Source organism: Seonamhaeicola sp. NFXS20, from assembly GCF_049132085.1.
Classification (GTDB): domain Bacteria; phylum Bacteroidota; class Bacteroidia; order Flavobacteriales; family Flavobacteriaceae; genus Seonamhaeicola.
This window is the reverse complement of the sequence record NZ_JAFMPU010000001.1, coordinates 326,405-351,948: the sequence shown is the minus strand read 5'-3', so window position 1 is coordinate 351,948 and position 25,544 is coordinate 326,405. Positions and strand designations below refer to the sequence as shown.

The 25,544-nt window shown below is 32.3% G+C and carries 21 protein-coding genes; 8 read left to right on the top strand and 13 right to left on the bottom strand.

The window, feature by feature from the left end:
• Positions 1 to 2: 2 nt before the first annotated feature.
• Positions 3 to 206, top strand: coding sequence for a hypothetical protein (locus J1D01_RS01635; RefSeq protein WP_421149603.1), 204 nt, complete (start codon positions 3 to 5; stop codon positions 204 to 206).
• 1 nt (position 207) lies between these two features.
• Positions 208 to 810 (top strand): NAD(P)-binding domain-containing protein, encoded by a 603-nt coding sequence (locus J1D01_RS01630; protein WP_421149602.1) that lies wholly within the window; start codon positions 208 to 210, stop codon positions 808 to 810.
• 42 nt (positions 811 to 852) lie between these two features.
• On the opposite strand, the gene J1D01_RS01625 is transcribed toward J1D01_RS01630, so the two are convergent.
• From J1D01_RS01625 to J1D01_RS01615, 3 genes are all read right to left on the bottom strand, one after another.
• Complete coding sequence (locus J1D01_RS01625) at positions 853 to 2,442, bottom strand: S41 family peptidase (protein WP_372935127.1); 1,590 nt, start codon at positions 2,440 to 2,442, stop codon at positions 853 to 855.
• Complete coding sequence (locus J1D01_RS01620) at positions 2,443 to 2,874, bottom strand: deoxycytidylate deaminase (protein WP_372935125.1); 432 nt, start codon at positions 2,872 to 2,874, stop codon at positions 2,443 to 2,445. It abuts the gene before it with no gap.
• Between the two features lie 151 nt (positions 2,875 to 3,025).
• Complete coding sequence (locus J1D01_RS01615; protein WP_372935123.1) at positions 3,026 to 3,616, bottom strand: HupE/UreJ family protein; 591 nt, start codon at positions 3,614 to 3,616, stop codon at positions 3,026 to 3,028.
• A 127-nt stretch (positions 3,617 to 3,743) separates the two neighbouring features.
• Between J1D01_RS01615 and J1D01_RS01610 the strand changes: the two genes are divergently transcribed.
• Positions 3,744 to 4,259 carry a hypothetical protein gene (locus J1D01_RS01610; protein ID WP_421149601.1) on the top strand — a complete coding sequence of 172 codons (516 nt, stop codon included), beginning with the start codon at positions 3,744 to 3,746 and terminating at the stop codon, positions 4,257 to 4,259.
• Between the two features lie 55 nt (positions 4,260 to 4,314).
• Here the strand turns inward: J1D01_RS01610 and J1D01_RS01605 are convergent, their stop codons facing one another.
• A complete protein-coding gene (locus J1D01_RS01605; protein ID WP_421149600.1) occupies positions 4,315 to 5,028 on the bottom strand; it encodes a tetratricopeptide repeat protein in 714 nt (237 codons plus the stop codon).
• Positions 5,029 to 5,322: 294 nt separating this feature from the next.
• Here J1D01_RS01605 and J1D01_RS01600 point away from each other — a divergent pair, with 294 nt between their 5' ends.
• Positions 5,323 to 5,790 (top strand): CBS domain-containing protein, encoded by a 468-nt coding sequence (locus J1D01_RS01600; protein WP_372935118.1) that lies wholly within the window; start codon positions 5,323 to 5,325, stop codon positions 5,788 to 5,790.
• A gap of 2 nt (positions 5,791 to 5,792) precedes the next feature.
• On the opposite strand, the gene J1D01_RS01595 is transcribed toward J1D01_RS01600, so the two are convergent.
• Together J1D01_RS01595 and J1D01_RS01590 are read right to left on the bottom strand one after the other, a co-directional pair.
• The gene (locus tag J1D01_RS01595; protein ID WP_421149599.1) at positions 5,793 to 6,518 is read right to left on the bottom strand and encodes a hypothetical protein; all 726 of its coding nucleotides are present in this window, start codon (positions 6,516 to 6,518) and stop codon (positions 5,793 to 5,795) included.
• A gap of 33 nt (positions 6,519 to 6,551) precedes the next feature.
• On the bottom strand, positions 6,552 to 6,902 hold the full coding sequence (locus tag J1D01_RS01590) for a hypothetical protein (RefSeq protein ID WP_372935115.1): 351 nt from the start codon (positions 6,900 to 6,902) through the stop codon (positions 6,552 to 6,554).
• 168 nt (positions 6,903 to 7,070) lie between these two features.
• Here J1D01_RS01590 and J1D01_RS01585 point away from each other — a divergent pair, with 168 nt between their 5' ends.
• Positions 7,071 to 7,403, top strand: coding sequence for a single-stranded DNA-binding protein (locus J1D01_RS01585; protein ID WP_372935113.1), 333 nt, complete (start codon positions 7,071 to 7,073; stop codon positions 7,401 to 7,403).
• 59 nt (positions 7,404 to 7,462) lie between these two features.
• On the opposite strand, the gene nadB is transcribed toward J1D01_RS01585, so the two are convergent.
• The 3 genes from nadB to J1D01_RS01570 form a co-directional block, all read right to left on the bottom strand.
• Positions 7,463 to 9,022, bottom strand: a complete 1,560-nt coding sequence (gene nadB / locus J1D01_RS01580) for an L-aspartate oxidase (RefSeq protein WP_421149598.1) — start codon at positions 9,020 to 9,022, stop codon at positions 7,463 to 7,465.
• Between the two features lie 3 nt (positions 9,023 to 9,025).
• Complete coding sequence (gene nadA / locus J1D01_RS01575) at positions 9,026 to 9,952, bottom strand: quinolinate synthase NadA (RefSeq protein ID WP_372935109.1); 927 nt, start codon at positions 9,950 to 9,952, stop codon at positions 9,026 to 9,028.
• Positions 9,953 to 10,111: 159 nt separating this feature from the next.
• The gene (locus J1D01_RS01570; protein ID WP_421149597.1) at positions 10,112 to 11,914 is read right to left on the bottom strand and encodes a hypothetical protein; all 1,803 of its coding nucleotides are present in this window, start codon (positions 11,912 to 11,914) and stop codon (positions 10,112 to 10,114) included.
• A gap of 272 nt (positions 11,915 to 12,186) precedes the next feature.
• Here J1D01_RS01570 and J1D01_RS01565 point away from each other — a divergent pair, with 272 nt between their 5' ends.
• Positions 12,187 to 14,775 (top strand): phosphoenolpyruvate carboxylase, encoded by a 2,589-nt coding sequence (locus J1D01_RS01565; RefSeq protein ID WP_372935105.1) that lies wholly within the window; start codon positions 12,187 to 12,189, stop codon positions 14,773 to 14,775.
• A gap of 171 nt (positions 14,776 to 14,946) precedes the next feature.
• Here J1D01_RS01565 and J1D01_RS01560 read toward each other — a convergent pair whose 3' ends face one another.
• The 4 genes from J1D01_RS01560 to J1D01_RS01545 all read right to left on the bottom strand — a co-directional run bounded on the left by J1D01_RS01560 (position 14,947) and on the right by J1D01_RS01545 (position 19,082).
• A complete protein-coding gene (locus J1D01_RS01560) occupies positions 14,947 to 16,176 on the bottom strand; it encodes an ammonium transporter (RefSeq protein ID WP_372937279.1) in 1,230 nt (409 codons plus the stop codon).
• A gap of 27 nt (positions 16,177 to 16,203) precedes the next feature.
• Entirely contained in the window at positions 16,204 to 16,542 is a 339-nt protein-coding gene (locus J1D01_RS01555; RefSeq protein WP_076698600.1) for a P-II family nitrogen regulator, read from the bottom strand.
• 174 nt (positions 16,543 to 16,716) lie between these two features.
• Positions 16,717 to 17,997, bottom strand: a complete 1,281-nt coding sequence (locus J1D01_RS01550; RefSeq protein WP_372937278.1) for an ammonium transporter — start codon at positions 17,995 to 17,997, stop codon at positions 16,717 to 16,719.
• 83 nt (positions 17,998 to 18,080) lie between these two features.
• A complete protein-coding gene (locus J1D01_RS01545; protein WP_421149596.1) occupies positions 18,081 to 19,082 on the bottom strand; it encodes an outer membrane beta-barrel protein in 1,002 nt (333 codons plus the stop codon).
• 466 nt (positions 19,083 to 19,548) lie between these two features.
• On the opposite strand from J1D01_RS01545, the gene gltB reads away from it, so the two are divergent.
• Both gltB and J1D01_RS01535 read left to right on the top strand, forming a co-directional pair.
• Entirely contained in the window at positions 19,549 to 24,063 is a 4,515-nt protein-coding gene (gene gltB / locus J1D01_RS01540) for a glutamate synthase large subunit (protein ID WP_421149595.1), read from the top strand.
• A 4-nt stretch (positions 24,064 to 24,067) separates the two neighbouring features.
• On the top strand, positions 24,068 to 25,531 hold the full coding sequence (locus J1D01_RS01535; RefSeq protein WP_372937275.1) for a glutamate synthase subunit beta: 1,464 nt from the start codon (positions 24,068 to 24,070) through the stop codon (positions 25,529 to 25,531).
• Positions 25,532 to 25,544: the final 13 nt, after the last annotated feature.

Sequence of the window (25,544 nt, the reverse complement as noted above, 5' to 3'; positions counted from 1 at the left end):
TTATGAGAATTACTTCTGCTATTATTATTTTTTTAGCAACCGCTATGACAATTTTTAACGCTACAAAAATAGATTTTAAAGCTCCTTTTGAAGGCGACAGCATTGTTGCCTTAATAACCATTGTAGCTGCCTTGTGTGCAATTATTTTAATGGTTATTCTAAGAATATCTAAACGTATAGAACAAAAAGTAAAAGAAAGAAAATAATATGTTTGATGTTTTAATTGTTGGCGGTGGAGCTGCGGGTTTGTCTTGTGCTTTGGTGTTAGGTTCTGCAAAAAATAAAACCTTTGCTAAAAGTAAACGCATTGGCATTATTGTACACCAAAAAAACTCACATTTACAAACAGCTTTATTTAATAATGTTTTGGGGTTAACTCCCGGCACTACTGGCGCATCTATTCTTGAAAACGGAAAACAACAACTTACAAATTTATACCCGCATGTAGAACAAATAGATAACGAAAAAGTTCTGTCTATTTCTAAAAATGCTGATGGTTTTAATATAGAAACCAATAAAAACAAATATCAATCTAAAATAGTTGTAATAGCTGTTGGTTATACAAACTTAATTAACATTAAAGGTTTAGAAGAGTATATTGAACCTCACCCTAGAGCTGCCACCGAAAAAGAGCGTGTTTGGTTAAGAAATACAGATCATGTAATTGAAAAAAACCTGTATGTTGCAGGAACACTAGCTGGCTGGCGTAGTCAATTTGCAATAGCCTCTGGAAGTGGCGCACAGGTAGCAACCGATATTTTAACGCTTTGGAATAATGGAAAACATACTAAGGTGCACGATAAGATTTAATAAATAAGATCTAAATCAAATTCTTCAGCCTAAGAAAAAAGATTACTCTCCTTCACTTAACTTAATTACCTCTTCAATCATAATATCTGCTTGATTGAAAACTTCTTCAAAAGCACCATTACCAAAAAGTTGATCGGCAAGAGTTGCCTTTAAGTATTGTTTTACTTCGTTGTGATAAGCCACAAAAGTAACTTTAGATCGGGTTTGTGTATTTACATAATCTTGAAATTGAACAACCATTTCATCATCAATTTCAAAATTTTCAATAAAATCATTTCTTGAAATATCATCGTAAACATGGCGATCTTTATCTAATTGCCTAAAAATAAAATTATCAAAAAATTGATATTCTTCAATAAATTTTAGTGTTTCGTTATGCAAGCCATTATCAATAGGTACAAACACATCTGGAATTATGCCTCCGCCACCATACACTACTTTTCCTTTTGGGGTTGTAAACTTTAAAGAATCGGCTACTTCAATTTTAGTTGGGTCTAGCAGCTCACCACTATCTAATCTGTCAAAATATTCTTCAAAATAATCTTTACGTCCATTATTATATGGCCTTTGAATAGACCTACCTGTAGGTGTGTAATATCTAGATACTGTTAGCCTAACGGCGCTTCCATCGCCTAAATCCATTTCTCGTTGTACTAGGCCTTTACCATACGAGCGACGCCCTATAATAATTCCTTTATCGTTATCTTGAAGTGCGCCTGCTACAATCTCACTTGCAGAAGCTGAGTTTTCATCAATAAGCACATATACTTTACCTTTTTCAAAGTCGCCTTTTTTTGTAGCAAAACTTTCTTCTACATGGCCGCGTTTATTTTTGGTAAAAAGGATTAATTTTTTGTTTTCTAAAAATTCATCAACTATTTGTTCTGCAATTCCTAAAAATCCACCAGGGTTACCACGTAAATCTAATGCAATTTCGGTAGCACCTAAATCTATAAGCTTATCAAGTCCTTTTTTAAATTCTCTATAAGTAGATTCTGCAAAACGATTCACTTTTATATAGCCTAATTTATTGGTTAACATATAGGCTGCATCTACACTTTTAATTGGAACCACACCCCTTTTTACTGTGAAATCTAAAAGTTTTGGTTCTCCTTTTCTAAATACTTTTAAATTTACTTTGGTATTTATTGGTCCTTTTAATCGTTTTACAATATCTGTATCTTTAATGTTTTTTCCGTAGAGTGAATCGCCATTTGCCATTAAAATTCTGTCTCCTCCTTTTATACCCGCTTTATCACTAGGACCACCTTCAATAGCTCTAATAACAGTAATTGTATCTCTGTAAGTATAAAAACTTACACCTATACCCACAAAATCTCCTTTCATATTTTCGGCTACGCGCTGCATATCTTCTTTAGGAATATAAACAGAGTGGGGGTCTAGATTTTCTAAAATACCATTAACTGTAACATCTACAATACTATCTGTGTTTATATCTTCAACATAATCATACTCTATATAATCTATTAACCTATTTAGTTTGTCTTTTTTACTGTTTTTGGTAAACAATCTGTCTGGAGTGTCACTAAAATTTAACTTACCACCAATAAAAATTCCTATTGCAATAGCAATACCTAAGGCTAATGGTAAATATTTTTTTTGACTAGACATTTATTCTGATAAATCTTCAATTAATGTTAATTCTACTCCAGCTTTTTCTAAGAATTTTAAACCAGAATCATCTTTATATGCTGTATTGTAAACTACTCGAACAATTCCTGCTTGATGAATTAATTTACTACACTCTTTACATGGTGATAATGTAATGTATAACGTGGCACCTTTACAACTTTGTGTAGATGATGCTACTTTTAAAATAGCATTAGCTTCGGCATGTAACACATACCATTTAGTGTAGCCTTCATCGTCTTCGCAAAAATTTTCAAATCCTGTTGGTGTACCGTTGTATCCATCAGAAATTATCATTCTATCTTTTACAATAATGGCACCAACTTGTTTACGCTTACAATACGATAACTTTCCCCATTCTTTTGCCATTCTTAAATAGGCTTTATCGTACTTTAATTGCTTTTCTTTTGGCATTTATTTTTGATAGTTGATGATGTGAGTTTTAAATTACTTCAACAAACATATTAATTTCACAAACAAAATAGTATAACGAAGATACTTGGTTAGTATTTTAATTACAATGCTTGTTAGTTAAAAGTTTTATAAAGTTAGAGATTATTGAATTTTAGGCTAAAAAATCACTGTTTAAAATCATAGGAATTACCAAACCAACTACTACAGCTGATATTACCATAACCCAGTCTCTTTTTGAAAACCTAAAAATTGTTTGCCCAATATAGCCTAAAAAGAGCACCACAAATACAATTATAATTTGTGCTATCTCAATACCTAAAGCAAACTCTAATAGTAGAAGAAGTTTGTTATCAGAATCTCCTGCCAATATATGAAACTCACGCGCAAAACCTAAACCGTGTATTAAACCAAAAAATAAAGTAGATATAAACAATACACCTATTTTTTCTTTTTGTGCACTTTTACCTGCGGTAAACACATTAAAAAGGGCTACAATTAAAATGGTAACAGGTATTAAAAATTCTACAATTTCGCCATTAACACGTATTATACTATATGCCGCCAACACTAATGATAGGGTATGACCTATTGTGAAAGTTGTTACCAATAATAAAACCCGTTTCCAATTTTTAAACATATACGGAACGGTTAAAACCATTAAAAATAAAACATGGTCATAGCCATTGATATCTAGCACATGATTAATACCATATTCTACATTAAACCAAAAATTTTCGAGCATAATTTTTTTAATATTTGATGTTAGATTTAGGGTGCTTTCAAATATACAATTAATTAGATTTTAAACGAATTAACTTAAAAAATAAACTATTACTATATATTTGCGTTATACTATAAAATGCCAGTCTATGAGTAAATTATTTACATACTCTCTTTGTTTGTTTTTTATTTTTCTTTCTTGTAAAAATCAGGAAAATAAGACTAATGATAATGTAGAAAACGAAAATAAAGAGCTTACAGAAAAAGAAATTTCAGAAATTGACTATATTGATTTTCTTCTAGATGAAAAAACTGAAACTATTGTTGCAAATTGGGCAGAATACAACCAACTTCAAGGTGTAATTTTTGAGATTAAAAAAGCCGATTTAGGATTTTTTCATGATAACAGAGAAACCATAAAAACAACACTAACAGACTTAAGAAAAAATATTCCTGAGGCTGTAAAATCTCCTTCAATAGAAGCCAGAATAAGTGCTTTTGAAACACAATTTTTAAAACTAGAAAGTTTATCTAATTTATCTACCACTACCAAACAGGAACTTCTTAATACTGTAAAAGATTTGTTAGTTGCATTTTCTAATCTTAACCTGCAAATGAACAAAAAAGTAGAGTTTGATAATTTAAATATAGAAAAACCACAATAATTAACATAGCTTCATAAAAAACCGGCATTAAAATGCCGGTTTTTTGTTGTTTCTCTTAATTTTTAGTTTGAGCTTCTTGAGCTTGCAACACCTGTTTTTGTCTTAATAATTCATTTTTTGTAATTTGAATCATATTGAAATTAGGCGATTCTTTTAAAGCTGCATCTAAAATATCAACAGCAGCATCTATATTAGCTTTTGTGTCTTTGTTATAAACATTAAGAGCATTTAAATACATAAAAGCAGATTTTAAAGGTACTTCATAAGGCGTTTGGGTTTCAAAAAACGCTTTTTTCATATCATCTTTAGAGTTTGCTAAACCATAAATAATATGTTTTTCTGCTTCACCTGTTTTTCTTAGTTGTATGTTTAATTCTGCTAGCTCATAAGCAACCAAAGGGTTAGGATCTCTTTTAAACATTTCTTCAAAAAAAGGAATAGCAAGTTCTGGTCTTTTAAGAGCTTTTAAAGACAACGCTTTTACTTGAATTGCTATATCAGAATCGTTTGGATTTTTTTCAATACCAATAGTATTAAGGGCTTGTCTATTCATCCCTTGATCCATGTAAATGTAAGCCAGTGTATCTTTTCTTGCCTGCGATGGAGATAATACATTTAAATGCGTCATGGCATTAATTATTCCTTGAACATCTCCTTGTTTTATCATTTGCTCATAATAAGCTTCATAATGAGAAATTAATTCTGAGTTGCTTTGAGCGTTAATCATAAAACTACTCATTAATAAAATTAATCCTAATAATTTTTTCATCTCTTTATTGTATTTAACTAATTGATTAATGTAATTTCTATTAAACATTTTTGAAACTTCAGCTAAATTGTTTCTGCTTCATTTTATTACAAAAATTTAATGGGCCTAAATCTAAAAAAAATTAACATTGAAACTCTTAAAAGAACGTCTTTTATTTAATAATAGGCTTAACTTTTTAATTTTAAAACATAAACAATGCCAAAATTAAACACAAACTTAAATGTTTAATACCATGTGCTTTTAGGAAAACTCAAAAAAAATATTTACATTTAGTAATATCTAAACTAAAAAATTATGGCAATAAAAAGTTTTCAGGGTGCCAGAAGGCAACAAACAAATACTACAGATAACACACCTTTAAAGGTGAGTGATTACATGACTAGAGATTTGATAACCTTTACCCCAGAGCAAACTATTGAGAGTGTTATGCAAACCCTAATTAAAAATAGAATATCTGGTGGACCTGTTGTAAATGACAAACATGAATTGGTTGGAATTATTTCTGAAGGAGACTGTATAAAACAAATTAGTGAAAGTCGCTATTATAACATGCCAATGCAAGATAAAACCATTGAAAAATTCATGGCTCGAAATGTAGATACTATTGATGGCAATATGAATATTTTTGATGCTGCTAAAAAATTCTTAGAGGTTAAACACAGAAGGTTTCCTATAGTAGAAAATGGTAAATTGGTGGGTCAAATAAGCCAGAAAGATGTGTTAAAAGCTGCCATGGCATTAAAAGGACAAACCTGGAAGTAAAATTATATCCTTTTTCTTTTTTGTGTTTTTGCTTCTGGTAAATCTGTAATAATAAGTTTTTGTGTTACGCTACTTTCTAGAGCTGCAATTTTAGAGTAGCTATACCCTTTTATTGGCTCTTTTATAGACTTCCATTTTGCAACACCACCAATAGTTACTGTTTCACCTACTTCTAAAATTCTTTCAGAATAACGTAACGTTTTATTAAAACCTAAAATAGTTTCGCTTTCAATATTATAACGGTTTAGTATTTTTTTAAATTCTGGTGTTGGGTTGTTTAAAAATCCCGAAGAAACGCTTTTGTCTTCTACTAAATAATTATAATAATTTTTAGGCTCTTTAACAGGTTTTACCATAACTACTTCCCCTTCTACCTTAATAAAAAAATCCTGAACTTTTTCTTCTTCAACCAAAGTTTTCCAATAAGAGTTTTTACCAGAACTCTTTTTTTGTTCTATCTTAATATAATAAATAACACATTTACGCTTAGTAAAAGGTGCTACAAAAGGCTCATGCACATGCAAAACTTTACCTGTAATTTTTGTTAATTCATTGTTTTTAAATTGATTTATGCTCCTTAAATTAAACTTTGAAAACTTTCTGAGAATGGTTTGTTTTCTGCCTAAATAATAGCTTAAAAACCCAAAGATTATTATTGCTAAAACCATTAAAACAGGAAACATAATATCTTGAAAATTGGCAGCTAAAATCATAAAAATAAGATACATTTACTAGTAGCATTAAAAATAATTTTGTTACACTTAGCTTTCTCTTTTAACCAAAGCGTAATAATCATTTTCTAAAGGCAAGTAACCTTGGTCATATACAAAATAATATACGGTACCAACTTTGGTGGTATAAATACTAGTGAAGTAATTAAAATCGAAACCCCGCTCAATAAGTTTGGCTCTTGATAATTTTGTTTTTCCGTTTGGATTAAGAGCTTCTAAAATCCTGTAGTTTTTTCTAAGCCTATTATTAGTGTTACGTATTAAGTTTTTACTGTCTTTGTTTACGCGATTGTTGTATGCGTTTCTGCAACCATCACTACAGAACTTTTTATCAATTCTGCCTACAATTTTTTCGCCACATTCTAAACATTGTTTTGCCATAAAGACTAATATACAAAAAATATTATCCGTTTACAAACGACTACAAACATTTACAAACGATTTTAAATAAGTAATAACCGAATATTTTTTGGAGGTTAATTCATATTTGCAGTGTCGAAACATAAGAACTCGATAGTATTAACTGTTTAACATTAAAAATTTAAAATTATGAACGCACTTAGAAACAAAGTACAGTTGATTGGAAGATTAGGTCAAGACCCTGAAATTATTAACTTCAATGATGGCAACAAAATGGCTAAATTTACACTTGCCACAGATGATAGTTACAAAGATAAAAATGGCAACAAAGTAGAACGTGCCTATTGGCATAATATAGTTGTAAAAGGTGGTCTAGTTAACGTAGTTGAAAATTACATTACAAAAGGTAAAGAAATTGCTGTTGAAGGTAAATTAACTAATAGAAGTTATGAAACAAAAGAAGGTGAAAAAAGATACATAACCGAAATACTTTGTAATGAATTATTAATGCTAAGTAAATAAACTTTTTTTGCCCATTAAAAATACAGGTAATTTAAAAGAGACTCTAATTTAGAGTCTCTTTATTTTTTTACATTATCTTTATTAAAATAGCCTCCTTTATTTTCTTTTCGTTCTAGAGATTGGGTAATTATAAGATGCGCTACATTAACCATGTTTCTTAATTCACAAAGCGAAGCTGTTATTTTAGATTCTCGGTATAAATCTTCAACCTCTGCATAAATTAAATCTAAATGTTTTATAGCACGTTTTAAGCGTTTATTGCTACGTACAATACCTACATAATCTCTCATTAAAGCTTGTAAACGTTTAAGGTTATGTTTAATTAACACGTGCTCTTCTGGTATTACAGTACCTTCATCATTCCACTCTGGAATAACAATATCTTTACTTTTGTATTTATTTTTACTGAGATACTTAAAAATATTGTGTGCATAAACTAAAGCCTCTAATAATGAATTTGATGCTAATCTATTAGCTCCGTGCAATCCTGTTCTAGAACATTCACCACAGGCAAAAAGATTTTCTACAGTGGTTTTACCTTTTTTATTAACCTTTATACCTCCGCATAAATAATGAGACGCTGGTACAACAGGAATCCAATCGGTTTCAACATTTATATGAAGTGATAAACATTTATCATAAATAGTTGGGAAGTGCTTTTTAAAGCCTTCCATATCTAAATGTGTACAATCTAGATACACGTGATTATCTCCCGATTTTTTCAGTTCGGTATCAATACTTTGAGAGACTATATCTCTTGATGCTAATTCTGCTCTTTCATCATAATCGGGCATAAACCGATAGCCTTTACTATTTCTTAAATAAGCACCAAACCCCCTAACAGCTTCTGAAATTAAAAAAGCCGATTCTCCATTTTCCTCATACAATGCTGTGGGATGAAATTGAACAAATTCCATATCTTTTATTCTAGCTTTAGCCCTATAAGCCATAGCTACTCCATCGCCCGTAGCAACCACTGGGTTTGTAGTGTGCCCATAAACACAGCCTATACCACCCGAAGCTAATAATGTAGCATTAGCCTTTATTCTAATAATGTTTCCGTTTTTTTGGTTTAACACATAGGCTCCGTAACAAGATAATTTAGCGTCTTCACTATTTTTAATATGGTGATTTGTTACTAAATCTATAGCAAAATGATGCGAAAGTAACGTAATATTTGGTAATTGGTGTACTCTTTTTAATAAGGTACGTTCTACCTCTGCTCCTGTAAGGTCTTTATGATGAACTATTCTATATTCTGAGTGGCCACCTTCTTTACCTAAATCAAGATTTCCTGTGCTATCTTCATCAAAATTAGCGCCCCACTCCATAAGTTCATTTAAACGTTGTGGACCTTCTTTCACCACCATTTCAACAACAGATTCTTTACACAATCCATCGCCAGCAACAAGGGTGTCTTTAATATGTTTTTTAAAAGAATCTTCTTCTTTATTTAACACTACTGCAACCCCACCTTGAGCATATTTAGTGTTAGATTCGTCTTCGCTACCTTTAGTTACAATAACAACTTTTTGCTCAGGAAATTTTTCGGCAATTTTTACTGAGAATGTTAATCCTGCAACCCCCGATCCTATAACTAAGTAATGTGTTTCTAACATGGTTTATTTAGAAAGTTCTAACATACGTTCTATTGGTAATAAGGCACGGGTTCTTAATGGTTCCGGTACATCAATTGCAGGTGTTTCATTCAACAAACAATTGTATAACTTTTGCATGGTATTCATTTTCATAAAATGACATTCACTACAGGCACAAGTATTATCTTCTACAGCGGGTGCTGGGATTAATTCTGTATTAGGCATTTCTAATTGCATTTTATGTAAAATACCTGCTTCTGTAGCAACAATAAATTTTTCGTCTTGATGGTCTTTTACATAATTTATCATTCCAGAAGTAGAACCAATGTATGTAGCAGTATTTAGAATATGCTCTTCAGATTCTGGGTGTGCAATAATTTTATAGTCTGGGTGTTTTTGGTGAAGCTCAATTAACTTTTCCATAGAGAAGGCTTCATGTACCACACAACTACCATCCCAAAGCAACATGTCTCTTCCTGTTTCTTTCATTATATAGCGCCCTAAATTTTTATCGGGAGCAAAAATGATAGGTGTGTTTTTAGGTACCGAGTTCACTATTTTTAGTGCGTTTGATGAGGTACAAACAATATCACTTAATGCCTTAATTTCTGCTGAACAGTTTACATAAGTAATTACAATATGGTCTGGGTGTTTTGCTGTAAACTCTTTAAAAGATTCTGGTGGGCATGAATCTGCTAATGAACACCCTGCATTTACATCTGGCAATACAACCTTTTTTGAAGGGTTTAATATTTTGGCTGTTTCTGCCATAAAATGCACGCCTGCAAACACAATGATGTCTGCTTCTGTTTCTGCTGCTTTTTGAGACAATCCTAAACTATCACCTACATAATCAGCAATATCTTGTATAGCACCTTCTTGATAATAATGTGCTAAAATAACAGCATTTTTTTCTTTTCTTAACCGGTTTATCTCTTTTACTAAATCCATTTTACTTACCTAAATAATTACATGAAATAAAATTTAATTCAATGTAAATTATATATTACTATGCAAATATCTTAATAAAAAATCTATTGAAATCTTGTTTTAATGAAAAAGAAGCTATGTAATTAAAAAAAATTAGTCTTTTAAAAGAATCATTAAAACTTAAGCAGAAAATGGTTCTTTATATCGCAAATTTTGAATTTCTAAATTAATTAACTCTAGTGTTTTTTCACTTTTATCAAATTCTAATAGAACATGTTCCTTAATATCTTTAAAAGAACTCTTTAACTCTTTAAACATATTTTTATAATAATGAATTCCTTCTTTTAAGTTTTTACTAAATGTTACCAAATACTTTTCTTCTTTTTTGGTAAAAGTAGCTTTGGTTTCATCTAATTTATTTTTTAAATACTCTAAATAAATATGCAACTCTTTAATAAAAACGTTAGGCCTATTGTTGGTTGAAAGCATATTATCTCTACCATAAACATGGTCTGTGATATTTTTAAGACTCATAATTTTTGAATAATAAGCCATATTGGGGCCTGGACAAACCGAAACGCCTGTACCCTCTGTTTTTGTGTCTAAATTATATGCTATTAATACTGAAGTACCCAATCCTACACATGTACAAGATTTTTCAGTGATTTGATTATACCTCTTCTTAAAAGCTTTAGCAGATAAATTTTCGTTTTCTAACTGTTTAATTTTTAAGTGTTGATATTCTCTTGATGCTGTGCAAATACCTTCTTCTTTAAATTCTTTATTTAGTGCTACAAACTTTTTGGGGCATGAACTTCCTGGTCTGTTTTTTCTAATATATCTTTCTTTTTCTAAGTCTTTAGTATTGTTTTTAAGATTATGAAAAGGAATGCCTAAAGGCGAAATGTTACTTAAATACAAATCTTCTTCTTTAGCTTTTACTAATTTATCTAAAGTATCGTTATCAACTGTAGTAGCTTCTGGAACCAATAAAAAAGGAGTGCCCCAACCCACAGATTCTAGGTTGTACTCTTTAATTAAAAAATCATGTTCTTCTTGGGTTCCAACACCTCCTTGAGCAGATACTTCAAAACCTAAAGACGCTATAGGTACAGAGTGTCCTAAATTTATTAATTCTTGTTTATAAATGGCTTCAATGGTTTGTTTTAAGGCTTCTCTTTTTTGTTTAAATTCATTTAAAACGGGACCTAGTAAATACCCATCTGTAGCAAATGCATGACCCCCACAGTTTAAACCAGATTCAATTCTATATTCTGATACCCACAAACCTTTTTTTGCTAAAAACTTTCCTTGAATTAATGCCGAACGGTAATCACTAACTTTTAAGGTTATTTTCTTTTTGAAGTTTCCGTTTTCATCTGGATAAAAATCTTCAAACTTACTCATATAAGCATATAACCTGGGATTCATACCTGCCGATAAGATTACAGACGATTTTAATTTGCTGTTAGCAAACCCTCTTAAAGCTGCATGTGCATCATTAAACTCTGTTGGTAATTTTTCCTTTTGTAAATAATTATCCTTATCTACTTTAGTCATAATGTTTACATCAATACTACCTTTAATTAATTTTTTAGAAGCCCATTGCTTAATAACTTTCATATTAATACCTTTTTCAGTAAGCCTCTTAAATTCAACGCTTAAAGAAGCCCCATTAGGCAACATATCAATGTATGATTTGATGTTATCATATTTAATGGTTTCAAATTTTTTATCTACTAAATCATTTATTAAATTAAGGTAAGAGGTAATTCTTTTTGCTCTAAAATCATGCACTTTATTTGTAATTTCTTTATAAGGAACCTCAAATTTTTCACAGTACATTTTTCTAATCTTCTCCAACAAAATATCATCAACCAATGAAATGGCAGAACTTATTCCATATTGAGCCACTTTTAAAGGGGTATCTATAGTAAATCCTATACCCATTACTGGTATATGAAATGTGTGTGCATGTTTCATGTTGTGAAGTTAATTTGTTACTTATTACTTAAAGCTAACAAACTTATTGCAGTGTCTTTTTATAGAATATGATATTTATCATACTTAATTAATTAGCCCATTAATGTCGGGCTTAAAAAAACAACCAATAAAAATGGAATGATATTTAAAAAATGTTTAATTTTTCATAATTACTCCCTTGCAAACTCTAGAAATCAATAAAATTTCAATGCATTTAGGGTCTTTAGCTTTCCTTTATTATTTTTACGGTTCAATTTATATATGAGCAAAGGATGTCAATAGAACCAAAATTAACTAGATTTAATCAAAACGTAATGTCTAAATATCAAATATACAATAGTATATTTATGACTTTACCTTTTGATTCTGTTACAAAAACCGGTGTGTTATTGCCGTTATTTCATGAAACTTGTGAAAAAGGATTTGCACAAGGAGATGACCCAACAACTATTGTTGACACATTTTTTAATAAATATCAGGCTAGACGTAATAAACAAAGTCAGATAAATTTATTATTTCGCTTCATTCAATATATTGAAAGGCAAGTAGTATTGTTTGATGCCATTGAAGATGCCGCATTTTCTACTGTAAACAATATGGAAGGCGTAGGTACTTTAAGATATTTAAAAGGTTTTGCCAGATCTAACAATAAGCTAGAAGAGCTAAAACAATATCTTGAAGAATTTAAAGTACGTATTGTATTAACAGCCCACCCAACTCAGTTTTACCCTGGTCCGGTTTTAGGCATTATTACAGACCTAACCAAAGCTATTGAAGAAAACAACCTATCTGAAATTAACAATCTTTTTGGGCAATTAGGAAAAACACCTTTCTTTAAACGTAAAAAACCTACCCCATACTTTGAAGCCAAAAGCTTAATTTGGTATTTAGAAAATGTTTTCTACGATTCATTTAGTGAAATATACAACTACATTCAACAGAATATTTTTGACGATGGCAAGAAACATAACGATATTATAAATGTTGGTTTCTGGCCTGGTGGAGACCGCGATGGAAACCCTTTTGTAAAACCAAGTACCACCCTAAAAGTTGCCAGAAAACTAAAACAATCTATATTAAAAAAGTATTATGCTGACTTAAAAAAATTAAGACGAAAACTTACTTTTAGAGGTGTTGAAGACAGAATTATTAAACTAGAATCTATAATATACAAATACAGTATAGATTTAAATTATAAAAAAGCCATTACCGCTAAAGAGCTTTTGGTTGAACTTTTAAGTATTAGAAAAGTAATTGTTGAAGAACACCAAAGTTTGTATGAGCATGAAATTAACAATTTAATAAACCGAGTACACTTATTTGGATATTACTTTGCTACTTTAGATATAAGACAAGACAGTAGAATTCATCATTCTGTGTTCACTACCGTAGTAGATTATTTAATTGCAAATGGTAGTAAATCCTTCCCAAAAAATTATCATGATTTAACTGAAGAAGAACAAATAGAAATTCTTTCTAAAGTTACTAATGAAGATATAGATTTTGATGCCTTTGAAGACGAAATGGTTTCAAACACTTTAAAAACTATTGAAGTTATTAAAGAAATTCAAAACTTTAATGGTGAAAAAGGCGCCAACCGATACATTATTAGCAACAACCAAACAGCACTAAACGTTATGCAACTATTCGCCATGTTAAAAATGGTTGCTTTTGATGATGATTTAACCGTTGATATTGTACCACTTTTTGAAACCATAACAGACCTTGAAAATGCACCCGCTGTAATGGAACAATTGTATACCAACCCAGTTTACAGAGCACACCTAGAAAAGCGCGGAAACAAACAAACCATAATGCTTGGTTTTTCAGACGGAACCAAAGATGGTGGCTACTTAATGGCAAACTGGGGTATTTATAAAGCCAAAGAGCAATTAACAGCCATCTCTAGAAAATATGATGTAACAGCTATTTTCTTTGATGGTAGAGGCGGTCCACCAGCACGTGGCGGTGGAAAAACACATAACTTCTACGCTTCTTTAGGGCCAACTATTGAAGACAAAGAAGTGCAGTTAACCATACAAGGGCAAACCATAAGTTCTAACTTCGGAACCAAAAACTCATCACAATTCAACCTAGAACAATTAATAAGTTCTGGTATTTTTAACAGAATAGGCGAGAGCAACAACGCCTTATCTGATGAAGATAAATTTGTCATGAATGATTTAGCCGAAACAAGTTATCAGGCATATAAAGATTTTAAAAGCCATGAGAAATTTATTCCATACCTCGAACGCATGAGTACTTTAAAGTACTATGCCAAAACCAATATAGGTAGTAGACCCTCAAAAAGAGGAAAATCTGATAAATTAGTGTTTTCAGACTTAAGAGCTATTCCTTTTGTAGGATCTTGGAGCCAATTAAAACAAAATGTACCAGGATTCTTTGGCGTAGGAACAGCATTAAAAAAATACGAAGATAGAGGCGAGTTTCATAAAGTAGAACAACTTTACAAAAACTCTAAATTCTTTAAAACCTTACTAGAAAATAGTATGATGTCTTTAACCAAATCATTCTTTGATTTAACTAAGTACATGGCTAAAGACAAAGAATTTGGTGAATTCTGGACCATTATTTACAATGAATACTTAGAAACTAAACGTTTGTTACTAAAAGTTACTGGGTATAAAGAGTTAATGGAACATGAACCTGCAAGTAAAGCATCTATTCAAGTTAGAGAATCTATTGTGTTACCGCTGCTAACTATTCAGCAATATGCACTCAAAAAAATACAAGAATTAAATAAAGCTGAAGTTAAAGACGAAGAAGAAATTAGAATCTTTGAGAAGATTGTAACTCGCTCTTTATTTGGTAATATTAATGCCAGTAGAAATTCTGCATAAATATTCCTCCATAAATATGATAAAAACCCCTAAGTTAAAATTTATACCTAGGGGTTTTTTAACACCTATAAACTGGGTTTATTTATAATATTTATACTTAAAAAAATAGAGTTAACTATAGTATAGTTAACTCTATTTTAGTTACTAAGTTAATAGTAGTATGATATAATACTAATGTTCATTCATTCTAAAATCTGAATAAGCATCCATACCATGTTCAAAACCATCAAGTCCTTCTAACTCTTCTTTTTCAGATACTCTAATACCAACTGTTTTCTTCATTATAAAGAATATAATAAATGCAGATGGCACACAAATAGCAGCATAGGATAACACTCCTACTAATTGACTTATAAATTGGTCAAATCCAGCTAAAGCTCCAAAAATTCCAACAGCTAAAGTTCCCCAAATTCCGCATACTAAATGCACCGCAATAGCACCTACGGGATCATCTAACCTTAACCTATCTATAAAACTAACAGCAAACACAATTAATACGCCAGCAATAGCCCCAATTAATATAGCGTCTGTAGGCCCCATTTGGTCTGCTCCTGCAGTTATACCAACAAGCCCTCCTAAAATTCCGTTTAAAAACATAGTTAAATCTAAGTTTTTAAATTTTAAGAATGAAACTAAGGCAGCAACAACACCTCCTGCAGCAGCAGCTAAACAAGTTGTTACTAAAGTTAAAGAAGTTAAAGCAGGGTCTGCAGAAAGCACAGAACCTCCATTAAAACCAAACCAACCTAACCAAAGAATTAAAACTCCGGCAGTTGCCATTGGAATATTATGACCTGGAATTGCTTGTGGTTTACCATTCTTAAATTTACCTATTCTAGCACCTAATAACCAAACAGCTACTAAAGCTGCCCAACCACCAACAGAATGCACTAATGTGGAACCTGCAAAATCATAAAAAGGAGTTTCTCTCATGTCTAAAAAACCACCGCCCCATTTCCATGAACCCGCAAGAGGATATATAATACCAACGTATAATATAGTAAACATCATAAAAGGTCCTATTTTAATACGTTCAGCAACAGCTCCAGAAACAATAGTGGCAGCTGTAGCAGCAAACATACCTTGAAACAAGAAATCTGTCCAGTATGTATATCCTTCGTTATATGTTAAATCTGCAGCTGCAGATGCATCTAACCCCCATCCGGCAAAACCGAAAATTCCTAAAGAACCTTCTTCAAAACCTGGATACATTAAATTAAAGCCTACTAAGCAGTATAGTAAAAGGCCTATAGTAATAATAAAAATATTTTTAAATAATATGTTAATGGTATTTTTTTGTCTAGTTAGCCCTATTTCTAAAAATGCAAAACCTGTATGCATAAAGAAAACTAGTGCCGTACAGATCATCATCCATACGTTATTTGTGGTGAGTAATTCCATAATGTTTTTTTAGTAATTTTTAATGATTTATTTTAAAGTGTCTCCTCCCTTTTCTCCTGTCCTTATTCTGTAGCATTCTGTAACATCTGATACAAATATTTTTCCATCTCCTACTTCGCCAGTGGCGGCAGAATCTAAAATTGCTTTTATTGTTGCTTCTTCAAAATCATCATTAACAACAATTGATAAATATCTACGTTGAATGTCACTTGTACTATAAGACACTCCTCTATAAACATGCCCTTCCTTTTCATTTCCTAAACCAGTTACATCCCAATAAGAGAAAAAGTTTACTCCAACTTCATGTAAAGCTTCTTTTACTACTCTATACTTGGATTTCCTAATAATGGCTTCAATTTTCTTCATAATATTTTAATTTTAATAATTAGTTCTCTAAAATAATAAGTTTAAGGTTGGTCTCTTTTTAATATAAGTTTGTATGTTATCATAAAATAGATGCCAAAAGAAAATTTCTTAAGGCATCTATTTTTAATTAGCTTGTTAGCTAAATTTTATTCTAAATATTTAACACTTAAATTATTATTCAATTTCTCTTTGTCTTTTACCAGGATATGCTAATGCACCATGCTCTGATAAATCAAGACCTTCAATTTCTTCTTTTTCAGAAACTCTAAGTCCTAAAGTTTTCTTAAGTATAGTTAAGAAGATAAAAGAGGTAACAACTGCCCATATAGCATAAGCTAAAGTACCAATTAATTGAGCTAAAAATTGATTAGCACCACCTCCATTGAATAAACCAATACCAGTATCACCATCAATTCCCCAAAGACCAATTACTAAAGTACCCCATGCACCAACAACACCATGTACTGAAAACGCACCTACAGCATCATCAATTTTAAGTTTTTGTTCTACAAACTCCATAGAGAATACTACAATAATACCACCAACAAAACCAGCGGCAATTGCTCCGAACTCACCCATATTACCACAACCAGCAGTAATACTTACTAAACCAGCTAAGGCACCATTAAGCGTCATATCAATATTAGGTTTTTTGTATTTAACCCATGATAAGAATAACGCACCTAAAGCACCAGCAGAAGCAGCAAGGTTTGTAACCAATACTACCATAGAAGCACCTACAGCATCATCACCACCCCAAGCTAATTGAGAACCTCCGTTAAAACCAAACCATCCGAACCAAAGGATAAATACACCTAAAGCGGCTAATAATTTGTTATGACCTGGAATACTAACAGCTTTTCCGTCTATGTACTTACCAATTCTTGGTCCCACTAAGGCAGCAGCTATTAAAGCAGCCCAACCTCCTACGGCGTGTACAACAGATGATCCTGCAAAATCTATAAATTCAGCTGGCATAATACCATCGGTATCATTTAACCATCCGCCGTTCCATTCCCATCCACCTGCTACAGGATATATAAAGGCGGTCATTATAACTGAGAAAATTATATAAGTTGTATATTTTGTTCTACCAGCAATAGCACCTGATACAATTGTTGCTGCGGTAGCACAAAATACTGTTTGGAAAAATAAATCTGCTGGACCTTGATTAAAAGCAAAACCACTCCATCCTATCCATCCGCTAGGAGAATCTCCATACATTAAAGAATAACCAATGAACCAATATACTAAAGACCCAACGGCAATATCTAGTACATTTTTCATAGCTATGTTAACCACGTTCTTAGAACGTGTCATTCCAGACTCAACTAATGTGAATCCTGCTTGCATTAGGAAAACTAAAATACCTGAAATAAGCATCCAAAGCATTCCCATATCGCCTTCTATTGCGGCGGTATCTTGAATAAAAAGTGGTATATTACATAAAGACATAATAAATTATTTTTAATGGTTAGTGAATATTATTTAAACACTTACGCATCCTTAATTAAGGATGCGTAAGCAAAATTTATATATTAAAATGAGTAGATTGCGGCCAAAGTAAATGCAGCTAAACTAGAAGCGTCATCTCCATCGCTATCAAAATAAACATCATCCCAGTTAGACCAAGAATCTAATCTAATTTCTGGTTTAATGATTAAGTTATCTACAGTATAGCTACCTGTTAAAGTTGTTGCAAAAACACTTGGGTAATCATCTCCATCTCCATGGAAACCATAAAGCTCACCTCTTAAACCAATAGAAAAGCTATCAGAAGTTGCTAACTGTGGGTATAAAGCAGCTCCGTAAAATCCTTCACCATCATTGTCATTATATGCAGCGTTAATTCCTAAGAAGAAAGTATCTGAAACATCAAATCCACCTGTATAATCTACTTCAAAACCTAAACCACCATTATTTCCACTATCATAGTATAAGTTTAAGTATTGACCAAAGAAACCTAATTGAGCTCCTAAAGCATACTCTCCTGATAAAGAAGTATCATTAGTATCCCAAGGATTAGTTACAGCTAACATTAAACTCCAATCATCAGATAAAGTAAAATCTGCTTTTAAACCCATGTGAGAAAATGGGCCACTTGAAAATAAATAAGAAGTACTGTAGTTAAAGTTTGCTGCTGGCGCAATAACTTCATAACCTAAAAAGGTATTCCATCTACCAAATGTTAATGTAGTACCCTCAGATACATTCCAGTAAACATAAGCTTGATTTACAATACCATCAACAATATCAGAATTAAAAGTTGCTCCTGCACCTCTTGGTCCAGTTCCTAAATCTAAAACTGCACCGGCCTTTTCTCCTTCGTAGCTTATAACAAGGTTTGCCATACCTAAAGCAAAACCAGATTTATCTGCAAAAGCAGTTCCAAAACTTGGAGCATCATTATCAGAAGCTGTTAAATAAGTTTGATAATAAGCATCTACACTACCACTAATACTTAGTTTGCTTGTTTCTTCATCTTGAGCAAATACAACAGATGCTACAAAAAGGAATGTTAGAGTAAATAGTTTTCTCATAATTGTTTTCATTTTTAAGTTATTATTATGTTTAATTTTCTTTAAGAATGTCATAAAACTATGTTAAAAAGTTTTAACCCCCATAAAAAAAGGGGGTGTTTAATTAATTTTTATAGATATTTTAATTTTTACCCTATTTTTTTAGAGGTATTCTGTTTATTTTTTGATTTTTTGGTTTTTCAACAACAATAATATTTGAATTATTGTCAGTATTTTCTATTTTTTTATGTTGTAATTTTTAAGAACCTCATGTTTTATTGACATAAATTCACATATCCGCATTTATTGTTAAATTTTAGCAATTGAATATTTATTAAAAAACTAGAGGAATATTGACATATAATTATTTTTATCTGCTCTTCGCTTCTAAAATCGAAATAATGTTTTGCCCATTATTATTAATTTAAAATGTATAATTATCTTCGCTTACTTAGTCACGTTTTAAACCAATATAATTTAGTTGATTATGCTGCAGAAACAAGGAATGTATTCCCCAGATTATGAACACGCAAATTGTGGTGCTGGTTTTATTTGTAACCTCAAAGGAGAAAAAACAAATCAAATCATCCATGATGCGTTAGAAATTTTGGTAAAATTAGAGCACCGCGGAGGAGTTAGTGCCGACGGAAAAACAGGTGATGGTGCTGGTTTATTAATTGATATCCCTCATGATTATTTTAAACGTGTTTGTAAATTTGAAATTCCGGCCCCTAGAGAGTATGCCGTGGGTATGGTTTTTTTACCTAAAGTTGCCAACCAATATCAATACTGTAAAGATGTATTTGAACGCGAAGTAAAAGCACAAGGTCTTACTATTTTAGGATGGAGAAAAGTACCTGTAGATTCTTCGCAATTGGGTGAAATTGCAAGAGCTTCAGAACCTAATATTGAGCAACTTTTTATTAGCAAACCTGAAGGTGAAACAGAAGCCAATTTTAAAGCTAAACTATACGCTGCCAGAAAAATAACTGAGCATGATATTAGGCTATCAAAAATATCACAATCAGATTATTTTTATGTTCCAAGTTTATCAACTACAACGTTAATCTATAAAGGCATCATTATGCCTGAAGATATTGGGCCTTATTATACCGATTTACAACAAAAAGACCTTGTTACCAGATTAGCTTTAGTACATCAACGTTTTTCTACAAACACCATGCCTGCATGGGAATTAGCACAACCATTCCGTTTTATGTGTCAAAATGGTGAAATTAACACATTACGCGGTAATGTTAGTAGAATGCGAGTACGAGAAGAAATCATGAAAAGTGATGTATTTGGACCTCAAATAGATAAACTTTTCCCAATTGTACTCCCTGGAAAATCAGATTCTGCTTCTATGGATATGGTGGTAGAGTTATTAACTCATACCAATCGTTCTCTTCCTGAAATCATGATGATGATGATTCCTGAAGCTTGGGAAAAACACAAAACCATGAGTGAAGATAAAAAGGCTTTCTATGAATACAACTGTTGTATCATGGAACCTTGGGATGGTCCTGCTTCAATTCCGTTTACAGATGGTGATTACATTGGTGCCTTATTAGACAGAAATGGCTTAAGACCGTCACGTTACACACTTACAAAAAGTGGTAAATTAATTATGTCTTCTGAAGTTGGAGTTGTTGATGTAGACCCTGCAGATGTTGAATTACACGGTAGATTAGAACCAGGAAAAATGTTCTTGGTTGACATGAACGAAGGACGTATTATTGATGACGAAGAAATAAAAAACAAAATTGTTTCAGAAAGACCATATAAAGAATGGTTAGACAAAACAAGACTGCATTTAAGAGATGTACCTTATACTAATGAAACCTGCCCAATAGAAACCATTGATATTAAAACGCGCCAACGTTTATTCAATTATACTATTGAAGATATCCAAGAGGTTATCACTCCAATGGCTCAAAAAGGAAAAGAAGCATTAGGGTCTATGGGTATTGATACACCTTTAGCTGTGTTGTCAGACAGACCTCAACTAATTTCAAATTACTTTAAACAATTATTTGCACAAGTAACAAACCCTCCTCTAGATGGTATTCGTGAAGAGATTGTAACAGATATTAGTTTAAATCTAGGTAAAGACCGTAACATTTTTAGTATTACAGAAAGACAGTGCCGAAAATTACGCATTCAAAACCCTGTAATTTCAAATGCCGATTTAGAAAAAATCAGAACCATTAAAATAGAAAGCTTTAAAGCAGAAACCATTCATATGCTATACCCAAAAGCACAAGGAATGAATGGACTTGAAGATGCCCTAGAAGACATTATAAAACAAGTAGAAAAAGCATTAGAAAGAAAAACAAACATCATTATTCTATCAGATAGAGGTGTAAATAAAGACTTTGCTCCTATCCCTGCACTTTTAGCTTGCTCATATGTTAATCATCAATTAAACCGCTTACGCAAGCGTTCTTATTTCGACATTATTATAGAATCTGCAGAACCTCGTGAACCTCATCATTTTGCCACATTATTTGGCTATGGCGCTAGTGCTATTAACCCATACATGGTAAATGAAATAATTAGAGCCCAAGTAAAAGAAGGCTTTATTGAAGGAATTGATGAGCAAAAAGCTGTAGACAATTTCAATAAAGCCATTGGAAAAGGCATTTTAAAAATAATGAACAAAATAGGAATCTCTACATTACATTCATACAGAGGTTCTCAAATTTTTGAAATTGTTGGTTTTAACTCATCATTTGTAGAAAAATATTTCCCATATACCGCTTCTAGAATTGAAGGTATTGGTTTATATGAAATTGAAAAAGAAATTAATGAACGCTACAAATACGCTTATCCTGATACCCAAATTAAAAACCGTTTAGGTTTAAATATTGGAGGCGATTATCGTTGGAGACGTAATGGAGAACGCCATATGTTTAACCCAACCACCGTTGCCAAATTACAACAAGCCGTTCGTTTAAGTGACCAAAAAAGTTACGATATATACGCAAAAACAATTAACGAACAGTCTGAAAATCTAATGACCATTCGTGGATTGTTTGAATTTGATAATTTAGACCCAATTCCTATTGAAGAAGTAGAACCTTGGACCGAAATTGTTAAACGTTTTAAAACAGGTGCTATGTCTTATGGCTCTATTTCACGTGAAGCTCACGAAAATTTAGCCATAGCCATGAACAGAATTGGAGGGAAATCTAATTCTGGCGAAGGAGGAGAAGACAGACGTCGTTTCCAAAAAGACATCAATGGAGATAGTAGAAACTCTGCTATAAAACAAGTAGCTTCTGGTCGTTTTGGAGTAACATCACACTACTTAACAAACGCCAAAGAAATTCAAATAAAAATGGCACAAGGTGCTAAACCTGGCGAAGGTGGTCAGCTTCCTGGTGAAAAAGTATTACCATGGATTGCAGATGCAAGAAACTCTACGCCATTTGTTGGTTTAATTTCACCACCACCACATCATGATATTTATTCTATTGAAGATTTAGCTCAATTAATATTCGATCTTAAAAATGCTAATCGAGATGCTAGAATTAATGTTAAACTGGTATCAGAAGTAGGTGTTGGTACTATTGCTGCAGGTGTATCTAAAGCCAAAGCCGATGTTGTTTTAATCTCAGGATATGACGGAGGTACCGGAGCATCACCTTTAACATCTCTTAAACACGCTGGTTTACCTTGGGAACTCGGTTTGGCAGAGGCTCAACAAACTTTAGTTCTTAACAACTTAAGAAGTAGAATTGTTGTTGAGTGTGACGGACAGTTAAAAACAGGGCGTGATGTTGCTATAGCAGCCTTACTTGGTGCCGAAGAATTTGGTTTTGCAACAGCTCCTTTGGTTGCCTCAGGTTGTATTATGATGCGTAAATGTCATTTAAACACTTGTCCTGTAGGCATTGCTACTCAAGATAAAGAACTTCGTAAAAACTTTACAGGCACACCAGAACACGTTATCAACTTCTTTTACTATGTAGCAGAAGAATTGAGAGGCATCATGGCACAATTAGGGTTTAGAACTTTAGCAGAAATGGTAGGGCAAACGCATAAAATAAATGCTAGTAAAGCTATAAAGCATTATAAAGCTAAAGGATTAGATTTATCAAACATCTTACACAGACCAGCAGAGTATAACAAACTAACCATTAGAAATACTGAAAAACAAGACCATGATTTAGATAATGTCCTTGATTTCACTATTCTACAAGACTCACATAGAGCATTATACAGAAAAGAAAAAACTCACTTAGCTTACCCTATTAAGAATATTAACCGTACGGTTGGTGCTATAGTAAGTAACGAAATTTCTAAAATTTATGGCCATTTAGGTTTACCAGAAGATACCTTAAACATTAAATTTACAGGTTCTGCAGGACAAAGTTTTGGAGCTTTTGGAGCACATGGTTTAACCTTTACTTTAGAAGGAAATACTAATGATTACCTTGGTAAAGGGTTATCTGGCGCCAAATTAATTGTAAAAAAACCAGTCGAAGCTGATTTTGTTGCAGAAGAAAACATCATTATTGGTAATGTTTGTTTGTTTGGAGCCGTTCAAGGCGAAGCCTATATTAACGGAATTGCTGGAGAACGTTTCGCAGTTCGTAACTCTGGTGCTACCGCTGTAGTTGAAGGTGTAGGTGATCACTGTTGTGAATATATGACTGGTGGTAAAATAGTTGTACTTGGTAAAACAGGTAGAAATTTTGCCGCAGGAATGAGTGGTGGTTATGCCTTTGTTTTAAATGAATCTGGCCAATTTACAAATGGCTTATGTAATGAAGAAACTATTGATTTCGATCCAATTACCGAAGCTGATGAAGCCGAATTAAAACAACTAATAACCAATCATGTGGCTTATACAAACAGCAATAAGGGTAAAGAAATTTTAGCTAATTGGAATAATTACTTACCTAAGTTTGTAAAAGTTATGCCAAAAGAATACAAAGTAGCTTTAGAAAGAATAGCTAATGAAGAACCAATGGTTGAAGAATTAACAATTGCATAGTGTTATGGGAAAAGTAACAGGATTTAAAGAATTTGACAGACAAGACGAAGCTTACAAACCGGTTGAAGACCGTGTAAAGCACTATAAAGAATTTACTATTCCTTTATCTGAGGAAGAAATAACAAAACAAGGGTCTCGTTGTATGGATTGTGGTATTCCGTTTTGTCACAGTGGTTGCCCTCTTGGAAATTTAATTCCAGATTTTAACCACATGGTTCACCAAGGTGAATGGAGAAAAGCATCGTGGATATTACACTCTACAAATAATTTCCCAGAATTTACAGGCAGGTTGTGTCCTGCCCCATGTGAAAAATCATGTGTACTAGGTATCATTGAAGATCCTATTTCAATAGAAAATATAGAAAAGCAAATTGTAGAACGTGCTTTTAAAGAAGGTTGGATAAAACCATGCCCACCAAAAACACGTACAGATAAAACTATTGCTGTTGTAGGGTCTGGACCTGCAGGTTTAGCCGCTGCGCAACAATTAAATAGAGCAGGACATACAGTTACCGTTTTTGAAAGAGATGATGAAATAGGTGGCTTATTACGCTATGGTATTCCTAACTTTAAAATGGAAAAAGAAATCATAGACAGACGGTTAGCCATTTTAGAAGCAGAAGGCATCACATTTAAAACCAATGTAAATGTTGGCGTTAATTATGATGTAGAAGAACTAAAAGCATTTGATGCTGTTGTACTTTGTGGTGGGGCTACAGAAAGACGTAGTTTACCAACTCCTGGTATTAATGCCGATGGTGTAGTACAAGCTATGGATTTCTTAACTCAACAAACTAAAGTTTTATTTGGTAAAGAGGTAAAAGATCAAGTTTTAGCAACTGGAAAAGATGTAATTGTTATTGGTGGTGGAGATACGGGGTCAGACTGTATTGGAACTTCAAACCGACAAGGAGCAAAATCGGTTACTAATTTTGAGATTATGCCTAAACCTCCAGGACATCGTTCACCTAAAACCCCTTGGCCTTATTGGCCTTTACAGTTAAAAACTTCTTCTTCTCATCAAGAAGGTTGTGAACGTAACTGGTTAATTAACACCAAAGAATTTATTACAGATGAAAACGGAAAATTAACTGCTTTAAAAACCGTTAATGTTGAATGGGAAATGATTCCTGGTGAACGTCCTAAACTAATAGAAATTGAAGGCACAGAAAAAATATGGCCTTGTGATTTAGCCCTATTAGCTCTTGGTTTTACAGGACCAGAAAGCACATTAGCCGATAAATTAGGTATTGAAAAAGACGCTAGATCTAATTATAAAGCCGAATACGGAAAATACCAAACCAACATTCCTAATATCTTTACTGCAGGCGATATGCGCCGTGGACAATCATTAATTGTTTGGGCTATTTCTGAAGGTAGAGAAGCTGCAAGACAAGTTGATATTTACTTAATGGGCAAATCAGATTTACCAACAAAAAATGAAGCTGGTGATTTAGTTGCTTTGTAAAATGATAGAAATT

Excerpts from the sequence above, each read along its gene's own strand:
- J1D01_RS01635 (WP_421149603.1), top strand. The coding sequence starts at position 3 with ATGAGAATTACTTCTGCTATTATTATTTTTTTAGCAACCGCTATGACA.
- J1D01_RS01630 (WP_421149602.1), top strand. The coding sequence starts at position 208 with ATGTTTGATGTTTTAATTGTTGGCGGTGGAGCTGCGGGTTTGTCTTGT.
- J1D01_RS01625 (WP_372935127.1), bottom strand. The coding sequence starts at position 2,442 with ATGTCTAGTCAAAAAAAATATTTACCATTAGCCTTAGGTATTGCTATT.
- J1D01_RS01620 (WP_372935125.1), bottom strand. The coding sequence starts at position 2,874 with ATGCCAAAAGAAAAGCAATTAAAGTACGATAAAGCCTATTTAAGAATG.
- J1D01_RS01615 (WP_372935123.1), bottom strand. The coding sequence starts at position 3,616 with ATGCTCGAAAATTTTTGGTTTAATGTAGAATATGGTATTAATCATGTG.
- J1D01_RS01610 (WP_421149601.1), top strand. The coding sequence starts at position 3,744 with ATGAGTAAATTATTTACATACTCTCTTTGTTTGTTTTTTATTTTTCTT.
- J1D01_RS01605 (WP_421149600.1), bottom strand. The coding sequence starts at position 5,028 with ATGAAAAAATTATTAGGATTAATTTTATTAATGAGTAGTTTTATGATT.
- J1D01_RS01600 (WP_372935118.1), top strand. The coding sequence starts at position 5,323 with ATGGCAATAAAAAGTTTTCAGGGTGCCAGAAGGCAACAAACAAATACT.
- J1D01_RS01595 (WP_421149599.1), bottom strand. The coding sequence starts at position 6,518 with ATGTATCTTATTTTTATGATTTTAGCTGCCAATTTTCAAGATATTATG.
- J1D01_RS01590 (WP_372935115.1), bottom strand. The coding sequence starts at position 6,902 with ATGGCAAAACAATGTTTAGAATGTGGCGAAAAAATTGTAGGCAGAATT.
- J1D01_RS01585 (WP_372935113.1), top strand. The coding sequence starts at position 7,071 with ATGAACGCACTTAGAAACAAAGTACAGTTGATTGGAAGATTAGGTCAA.
- nadB (WP_421149598.1), bottom strand. The coding sequence starts at position 9,022 with ATGTTAGAAACACATTACTTAGTTATAGGATCGGGGGTTGCAGGATTA.
- nadA (WP_372935109.1), bottom strand. The coding sequence starts at position 9,952 with ATGGATTTAGTAAAAGAGATAAACCGGTTAAGAAAAGAAAAAAATGCT.
- J1D01_RS01570 (WP_421149597.1), bottom strand. The coding sequence starts at position 11,914 with ATGAAACATGCACACACATTTCATATACCAGTAATGGGTATAGGATTT.
- J1D01_RS01565 (WP_372935105.1), top strand. The coding sequence starts at position 12,187 with ATGTCAATAGAACCAAAATTAACTAGATTTAATCAAAACGTAATGTCT.
- J1D01_RS01560 (WP_372937279.1), bottom strand. The coding sequence starts at position 16,176 with ATGGAATTACTCACCACAAATAACGTATGGATGATGATCTGTACGGCA.
- J1D01_RS01555 (WP_076698600.1), bottom strand. The coding sequence starts at position 16,542 with ATGAAGAAAATTGAAGCCATTATTAGGAAATCCAAGTATAGAGTAGTA.
- J1D01_RS01550 (WP_372937278.1), bottom strand. The coding sequence starts at position 17,997 with ATGTCTTTATGTAATATACCACTTTTTATTCAAGATACCGCCGCAATA.
- J1D01_RS01545 (WP_421149596.1), bottom strand. The coding sequence starts at position 19,082 with ATGAGAAAACTATTTACTCTAACATTCCTTTTTGTAGCATCTGTTGTA.
- gltB (WP_421149595.1), top strand. The coding sequence starts at position 19,549 with ATGCTGCAGAAACAAGGAATGTATTCCCCAGATTATGAACACGCAAAT.
- J1D01_RS01535 (WP_372937275.1), top strand. The coding sequence starts at position 24,068 with ATGGGAAAAGTAACAGGATTTAAAGAATTTGACAGACAAGACGAAGCT.